The organism is Clostridium sp. AF37-5 (genome assembly GCF_003477605.1).
Lineage (GTDB): Bacteria > Bacillota > Clostridia > Lachnospirales > Lachnospiraceae > Eubacterium_F.
This window is the reverse complement of sequence record NZ_QUDR01000030.1, coordinates 19,749-27,389: the sequence shown is the minus strand read 5'-3', so window position 1 is coordinate 27,389 and position 7,641 is coordinate 19,749. Positions and strand designations below refer to the sequence as shown.

Annotated in this window: 7 protein-coding genes; all 7 read left to right on the top strand. The window is 39.5% G+C overall.

The window, feature by feature from the left end; genetic code table 11:
- Nucleotides 1-117: 117 nt before the first annotated feature.
- Complete coding sequence (locus DW019_RS13865) at nt 118-840, top strand: Ig-like domain-containing protein (RefSeq protein ID WP_118443954.1); 723 nt, start codon at nt 118-120, stop codon at nt 838-840.
- Nucleotides 841-1,014: 174 nt separating this feature from the next.
- Nucleotides 1,015-2,130, top strand: coding sequence for a hypothetical protein (locus tag DW019_RS13860; protein WP_118443953.1), 1,116 nt, complete (start codon nt 1,015-1,017; stop codon nt 2,128-2,130).
- A gap of 10 nt (nt 2,131-2,140) precedes the next feature.
- Nucleotides 2,141-2,920: a hypothetical protein gene (locus DW019_RS13855; RefSeq protein ID WP_118443952.1), complete on the top strand. Its 780-nt coding sequence runs from the start codon at nt 2,141-2,143 to the stop codon at nt 2,918-2,920.
- Nucleotides 2,907-3,782, top strand: coding sequence for a hypothetical protein (locus tag DW019_RS13850; RefSeq protein ID WP_118443951.1), 876 nt, complete (start codon nt 2,907-2,909; stop codon nt 3,780-3,782). The genes DW019_RS13855 and DW019_RS13850 overlap by 14 nt, the downstream gene beginning before the upstream one ends.
- A gap of 13 nt (nt 3,783-3,795) precedes the next feature.
- Nucleotides 3,796-4,437 carry an ATP-binding cassette domain-containing protein gene (locus tag DW019_RS13845; RefSeq protein ID WP_347461670.1) on the top strand — a complete coding sequence of 214 codons (642 nt, stop codon included), beginning with the start codon at nt 3,796-3,798 and terminating at the stop codon, nt 4,435-4,437.
- Between the two features lie 59 nt (nt 4,438-4,496).
- The gene (gene aroA / locus DW019_RS13840; protein WP_118443950.1) at nt 4,497-5,810 is read left to right on the top strand and encodes a 3-phosphoshikimate 1-carboxyvinyltransferase; all 1,314 of its coding nucleotides are present in this window, start codon (nt 4,497-4,499) and stop codon (nt 5,808-5,810) included.
- Between the two features lie 61 nt (nt 5,811-5,871).
- Nucleotides 5,872-7,641: an arginine--tRNA ligase gene (gene argS / locus DW019_RS13835; protein WP_118443949.1), complete on the top strand. Its 1,770-nt coding sequence runs from the start codon at nt 5,872-5,874 to the stop codon at nt 7,639-7,641.

Below are 7,641 nucleotides of genomic sequence, written 5' to 3'. Positions count from 1 at the left end.
CTATCTTGCCTTTGCCGCTTTTGCCTACCCCTGAAAGGGGTATTTGTACTACTTGCTACCCTTAAAAGAGGTTCCGTACTCTCTTACGCTTAATTTAGGTGGTATGTACAGAAGGATATGGTATACAGCCTTAATCAGTTTAGCAAAAAAAAGGTAAAAGCCGTAAAGTATGACAAAAAGTACATAAATATAAAAGACGGTAAGGTAATTCCTAAGAAAAAAGGAAAGACTTCATTTGTACTGAGAACAAAATCAAATAAGAAAAAAATTACGGTAAATATAGTAAAGAAAGTTGGCTTTGGTGTATCAACGACAATTTATCGTGATGTAGGAAAACGAGTAAATCTTGAATTTACAGCAAAAGAAGGTGTGTCGTACTCATCGTCAAACAAAAAAGTTGCTAGAGTTTCAAAAAAGGGAGTTGTTACATTGTTGAAACGAGGAAAAGCAACGGTTAAGGTAAAGTATTTAGGAAAAACTTATAAAGTTCGAGTGGTTTGCAGACCAAGTTTAATAGGTAAAGTTTTCAGACCAAATCTTTCAAATGTTGCATCGGTTGTCATTCGAAGAATGGATGACACGAATCAGTATACTTGTACGAAACAAGAAATGAGTAACATTCTTGATATGATACGTTGTAAAAATTGGTATTCATATGCAGAAAATCCTGTTGAGAAAAAGATGGGTATGAGCCATCAGATAGGTATGTATGATTTTAATGGGAACAAAATTGTTGTAATAGAGGTGAATCCTAAAATAGCTTGGATTCGTATACCAGAGGATGGTTCATATATGACACCGCTTGGATATACATTGCCTGAGTTTATAAAGAAAATTTAAAAGAGTATTCATGTATCTCTGATTAGGTATGAAAAACATCATGTGTTGTATAAAAAAGGCTAAAAGTGGTCGTTCACTCCGAAAAAAAGGTCGTTCGCGAATTTTATGTTTTATGTAATATAAGTTGTGTTATGATTGTAGACAGGAGATGCCAGAAATTAAAGGAGGATACCATTGAAACACACACACATTTTATTTGTTATCTTAGCCATTATTTTATGTGTTGGCTGCGATTACATTCAAAGCCCGGAAGAGGCAGCAGGCGAAAACAAAAATGATTTACAGTATGTAAATATGGATGGATTAAGACGGGAACTTGCCGATATCCGGTCAACATCGTTTGAAAATCTTGATATTAAAAATTGTGCTTTTTTTGATGTGCCGGATAAGATGTATGAGGCGAAACTTTTGCAGGCAGGTGATTTATTACAGAAAGAAAATCAAATTTTTGAATCCTATGTACCGAAAAAGAGATTCAAAAAAAAGTATTATAAAAAGAACCCGAATAGTTCGCCACCGGGACCGGAGTATGAAAATACAGAGACGGGAGAACGTCTGCTGCTTGGAAATAATGGATTTATCAATTACCGGAAGTCAGAAGAATCGAATGAAATAGAGGAGGAGAATCTTTTTGAAACCGTATGGCTGGATAGAAAGTATGAAAATAAAACATATCAGTTGCAGGATGGTACAATTTCGCTGAAACAGGCGGTGGAACTTGCGAAAAAGGAAGAAGAAAAGTGGGAGAAAACGGTGGCGAAAAACGTACTAAAAAGCCGGCCAAGTAAAGTTGATGTTTACAAAAATGGTGAAGATGGAAATGTTTTCTTACGCTTTTGTTTTCGCAAAACATATCATGGGGTGGAAGAATTAGTTCAAAAGAAATTAATGGAGAGTGCAGATACGAAGTCTTTGTCGGTTGAATATGCGGATTGTTATGATGACCAGATTGTGGTTAGTTCCTGTAAGGGGGCAGATAGTTTTTTGTCAAACGAGGGGGTAATGTACGAGGCGGAAAAGCAAAAAGAAATCAAAACGGTATTATCACTGCAAAGTGCACTAAAACTTGTTTCCAAAGAACTTCCTTCCTATCATGGTTATCATATTTCAAAGATATCGATTTGTTACCGGATGTGCAGCGATGCCGGAAAAGAGAGTGAGCATGAGGCAGGAGAAAAGTATACGACAAGTCCTTGTTATCTGATGTTGTTTTCGGAGAAAGAAAATCAGGAAGAATTTGCTCTCGTCGACTGCAAGACGGGAACCGTTGATTATGTGAGGAATTATTGAGAGGGTAGCGATGAATTGGATGAAAAGTTTTGTAGAACGTATTTTAAAGAATAAGGTGTTTTGGTGTTGTGTTCTATGTGTTACGGCATTAAGTTTTACGGCTGTGTGCTATGCCAATGAAAGCGGAAAGGAATATTCCTTTTGGGATTTGTTTTTTGAGGGACAGATGAGACAGATTTTTCTGGAAAATGATATTACGTTTGAAAGTCTGATTACAAATCCAATCAGTATTTTTATGGCGATGTTTATGCCAATTCTTGTTATCTTTCCATTCTTAAATGTGTTTTGGAATGAAAAGATGACGAACAATTATTTATTTCGTCAGGCAAGAATTGGTGTACGAAAGTATATTGTGGGAAGTATGGCGGAGGCTGTTTTGTCCAGTGGTCTGCTTGCTGTGCTTGGGTGTTTTTTGTATGAAGGAATTTTGTTTGTGATTTTTACCTCTATGGGAAAGATGCCGATTCTTTCACAAATTGTGCCACTTCTTCTTAGGAAGGGAATCCGGTTTTTCTTTTACGGATGTTTGGTGTGTATACCGGTTTTGTTTTTCACTGCGTTATTGAAAAATCGATATATTATTTTATGCATGCCGTTTATCTTGATTTATTTGTATGATTTGCTTCTTCGAAACCGGAATATAGCGATTTGGGAAACGACAGGCATCCTTTATTATCCATGGAAACAATATCTGGTAACGGCAGGCGTTTGGATGGCGGTTGCGGCATTGGTGCTTATGATAGGATGTTACTGTTTGATAAAAAGGAGGTTATTGCGTGGAACATGGTAAATTTTCGGTCAGTAAAATATGGCATATAGCAAAGATGGAGTATATCAAACTTATTATGGATCCGCGCATGATTCTGATTGTGGCAGCGCTTGTTTTTGCCTATCAGTTTATTACGGTTCCTCTGCTGCAAAATGCAGCTATGATGGGAAAACCAATCAATGTGTATGAGCCATTTGTTGCCCTGTTAAATTCCAATTTTATGATTCTTCTTGTGCCGGCAGTGTTTCTTGCGATTATGTCAGATTATCCAAGAATTGATGGAAATACACTTTTTGTTGTGCAGAGAGCGGGGAAAGGAAATTGGTTTTTTGGACAGATTTTGTACGTACAGATGAGTATTCTTAGTTACCTGCTCATTGTGTTTGTGGGAATGATGATTCCTGTTTTGTGGAGTGGAAGTTTTTCTGCAAAATGGAGTCCTGTGGTTTCGGAGTTTGCCTATTCGTTTCCGGACTATGCACAAAATACAGGAAGTGTCAGCATTCCGCCGGAAATTTATTATCATATGTCGCCGGCATTTGCTGTTTTTTGCGGGGTGTTATTTGTCTTTTTGTATTTGTTTTTGCTTAGTATGATTCTGTTGCTTTTTGCCACCTTAGGGGCGAAGAAGGCAGGAGTTATCACGGGTTTTTTGGTGATTGCGGCTGGAATTTGTTTTTGTGCAACAAGTTCCCGTTTTAAATTTTTATTTCCGATGGCTAATAGCCTTCTTGGTGTGCATTACACGCGCTACTATAGAGAAATGGTTTTTCCGCTGTCACTTAGTGCCTATTATTTTATCGGATTATTGGCAGTGATTTTATTTGTGGCGTTTATAAGATGTAAAAAGATGAATTATAATTTTGACCACGAAATTGATTAAGGAGGGGCAGTTAATGGAGTGCATGATTGAAATAGAAAATCTTTCTTTGACGATGAAAAAACAGATTATTTTGTCGGATATTAATCTGACTTTTGAAAAAGGGAAAATTCATGGATTGATTGGGCGGAATGGCTCTGGTAAAACAATGCTTATGAAGTGTATTCTTGGATTTATCAGACCGTCGCAGGGAACGATATGGGTGGACCATAAAAGGATAGGAAAAGAGGTGGATTTTCCACCCCACACAGGTGTTATCATTGAGACACCGGGATTTATTCCGCATTATAGTGGGTACAAAAATTTAAAGGTTTTAGCAGAGCTGAATGGGAAAATTGACAGAGGGCAGATTCTTCACACGATGGAACTGGTGGGGTTAAATCCGAACCTTAGACGTTCCGTAAAGAAATATAGTCTTGGAATGCGTCAGCGTCTTGGTATTGCACAGGCTATTATGGAAGAGCCAAATCTTCTTGTTTTAGATGAGCCGTTTAACGGATTGGATGCAGAGGGTGTTTTGCAGATGCGAAAACTGCTGCTTGAGAAAAAAGCGCTGGGAACAACCATTTTGCTTTCCTCTCATAATGCAGAGGATATCGAAACCCTCTGTGATACTGTTTCCAAGATGGAGCAGGGCAAAGTGTTACGAAACGCTTGACCTGAATCTGCTTTCTTGTTATATTGGTTTTGCGATTTAATGCAGGAGAGGACGATACGATGAATCAATATAAGATGAAACCATTTGTGGGAAAACCAATAATCGAAGTTACAGTGCCCGGCTCAAAAAGTATTACGAACCGGGCGCTTTTGCTGGCTGCACTGTCAGAGGGAAAAAGTGTGTTAAAAGGTGTTTTATTTAGTGATGACTCCCGTGTGTTTATGGAGGCGCTAAAAACACTTGGTTATGAGATAGACGTAAACGAAAAAGAGGCTAAGGTGACGATTGTGGGACATGGTACGCAGATTCCTAAGCAGACAGCGGATGTGTATGTCGGAAGTGCCGGAACGGCGGCACGTTTTTTGACGGCAATGCTTGCGTTGTCCGGAGGGCATTATCATGTGACATCGTCAAAGCAGATGCAGGCGAGGCCGATGCGTCCGTTATTGGAAGCATTGGAGTTCCTTGGTGCGAAGTTTCAATTTCTTGAAGATGAATATTGTTTTCCATTTGAAATTCTTGGACGAGAGGAAAGCAGCGAAAAAAAGAAGGTATCGTTAAATATTGATGCCAGCAGTCAGTTTCTATCGGCACTCCTATTAAATGGTGTATTTTCAAAAACAGGATTTGATGTGGTACTAACCGGCAAACGCGATGCGAAAGCGTACGTGAAAATTTCGATGAAAATGATGGAAGAGTTTGGTGTTTCCATGCGTCAGAAATCGGAAAATGAATATGAAATTCTGCCATCAGGGCATTATACGGCAAGAGAATATCAGATTGAGCCGGATGTGTCAGCAGCATGTTATTTTTATGCGATGGCGGCAATTAATGGAGGAGTGGCAAAGGCAGCACATGTCCATTTTGACAGCTCGCAGGGAGATGTAAAGTTCTTACGGGTTCTTGAAAAAATGGGATGTACGGTTACCGACGAGCCGGATGGAATTTGTTTAAGGGGACCGGAAGATGGCATACTTCATGGTGTGGATGTGGTGATGAGTGATTTCTCAGATCAGACAATGACACTTGCAGCTACGGCGGTTTTTGCAAAGGGAGATACGACAATTCATGGGGTGGCACATATCCGCAGGCAGGAATCCAATCGTATGCAGGCAATCGTCAATGAACTGACAAGATTAGGAATTTCTTGTGAAGAGACAGAGGATGGTCTTATCATTCATCCAAAAACACCGAAGTGCTCCGATGAAAATCCGGTTGTTATTCAGACGTACGAGGACCACCGGATGGCAATGGCTTTCGCTGTAATTGGTACAAAAGTTCCGGGAATCCGGATTGATGACCCACTTTGTTGTCGAAAAACGTTTGAAAATTATTTTGAATGGTTGACAAAATTAAATTTAGAATTAAAATAAGAATAGGAAATCGTGGCACCGGAGAGATTTCGGTGCCGTTTTTAGCTAAATGGAGGAAAACATGAAGAAAATAATTGATTGTTTAAAAGAAAAAATGACAGAGGGCTTTGTGGCAGCAGGCTACGATGAAAAGTATGCGATGGTTTCTGTAAGTAACCGCCCGGACCTTTGCCAGTATCAGTGTAACGGTGCGATGGCAGCAGCCAAAGAATACAAAAAGGCACCGATTCAGATTGCCAATGATGTGGTGGAAAAATTGTCAGAGGATGCAGCTTTTGAGAAAATCGAGGCAGTAAATCCTGGTTTTATTAATATTATTGTGAGTGGTGAATTGTTAGCGGTAAATGCAGAACAGATGGACAAGGAAGAGCGTTTTGGCGTGGAAATTCCCGAAAAACCGAAAACGATTGTCATTGATTACGGCGGACCGAATGTGGCAAAACCGCTTCATGTAGGACATCTTCGTTCAGCGGTAATTGGTGAAAGTGTGAAACGAATCTGCCGTTTTATGGGCAATAAGGTGATTGGTGATGTGCACTTAGGTGACTGGGGACTTCAGATTGGCTTGATTATTACGGAATTAAAGAAAAGACAGCCGGATTTACCTTATTTTGACGAGTCCTTTACGGGAGAATATCCGAAAGAAGCACCATTTACCATTTCGGATTTGGAGGAAATCTATCCGTATGCCAGCGGTTATTCCAAAGAACATGAGGACTATCTGAAGGAAGCACAGGGAGCAACGGCTCTTTTGCAGGATGGTAATCGTGGATACCGTGCATTGTGGGAGCATGTTTTGAATGTTTCCATTGCCGATTTAAAGAAAAACTATGATAAACTTGATGTTCATTTTGATCTTTGGAAAAAGGAAAGCGATGTGCAGGAGTATATACCGGATATGGTTTCAAAATTAAAAGAGGACGGATTTGCTTATGAGAGCGAGGGTGCTCTTGTTGTGGACGTTACGGAGGAAACAGATAAAAAAGAGATACCGCCGTGTATTATTGTAAAGTCAAATGGCGCGACGTTGTATGCAACAACCGATTTGGCAACGATTGTAGAGCGTGAAAAATTGTTTGAGCCGGATCAGATTATTTACTTGGCGGATAAGCGTCAGTCGCTGCATTTTACCCAGGTATTCCGTGTAGCGAAAAAATCCGGGATTGCAAAAGCAGATACAGAACTTGACTTCATCGGTTTTGGTACCATGAACGGAAAAGACGGAAAACCGTTTAAGACAAGAGATGGTGGTGTGCTTCGCTTACAGGCTCTCAGAGAGCAGATTAATGATGAAGTTTACAAAAAAATGATGGAAAATCGTGATTATGGCGAAGAGGAAGCGAGAGAGATTTCAGCAAAAGTCGGTCTTGCTGCTTTGAAATATGGTGATTTATCCAATCAGGCATCAAAAGATTATATTTTTGATATTGAGCGTTTTGCTTCCTTTGAGGGAAATACAGGACCGTATATTTTGTATACGATTGTAAGAATTAAATCCCTCCTTGCAAAATATAAGGAGCAGGGGGGCGTACTGAATGAGGATACGAAACTTTTAGCTCCGGCAAATGAGAGTGAGACCGGCGTGTATCTGACACTTAGCCGCTTTGCGGATATGATGGAAACGTCATATAAAGAATTGGCACCGCATAAAATCTGCCAGTATATTTATGAGTTGTCAGAAAGTTTTAACCATTTTTATCACGAGACAAAAATTTTGTTAGAAGAGGATGAGAAGAGAAAAGCTTCTTACATCAAACTTCTTTCCTTAGTCCAAAAAGTTTTGGAATCTTGTATCGATTTGCTTGGCTTTGAAGCACCGGACAAGATGTAA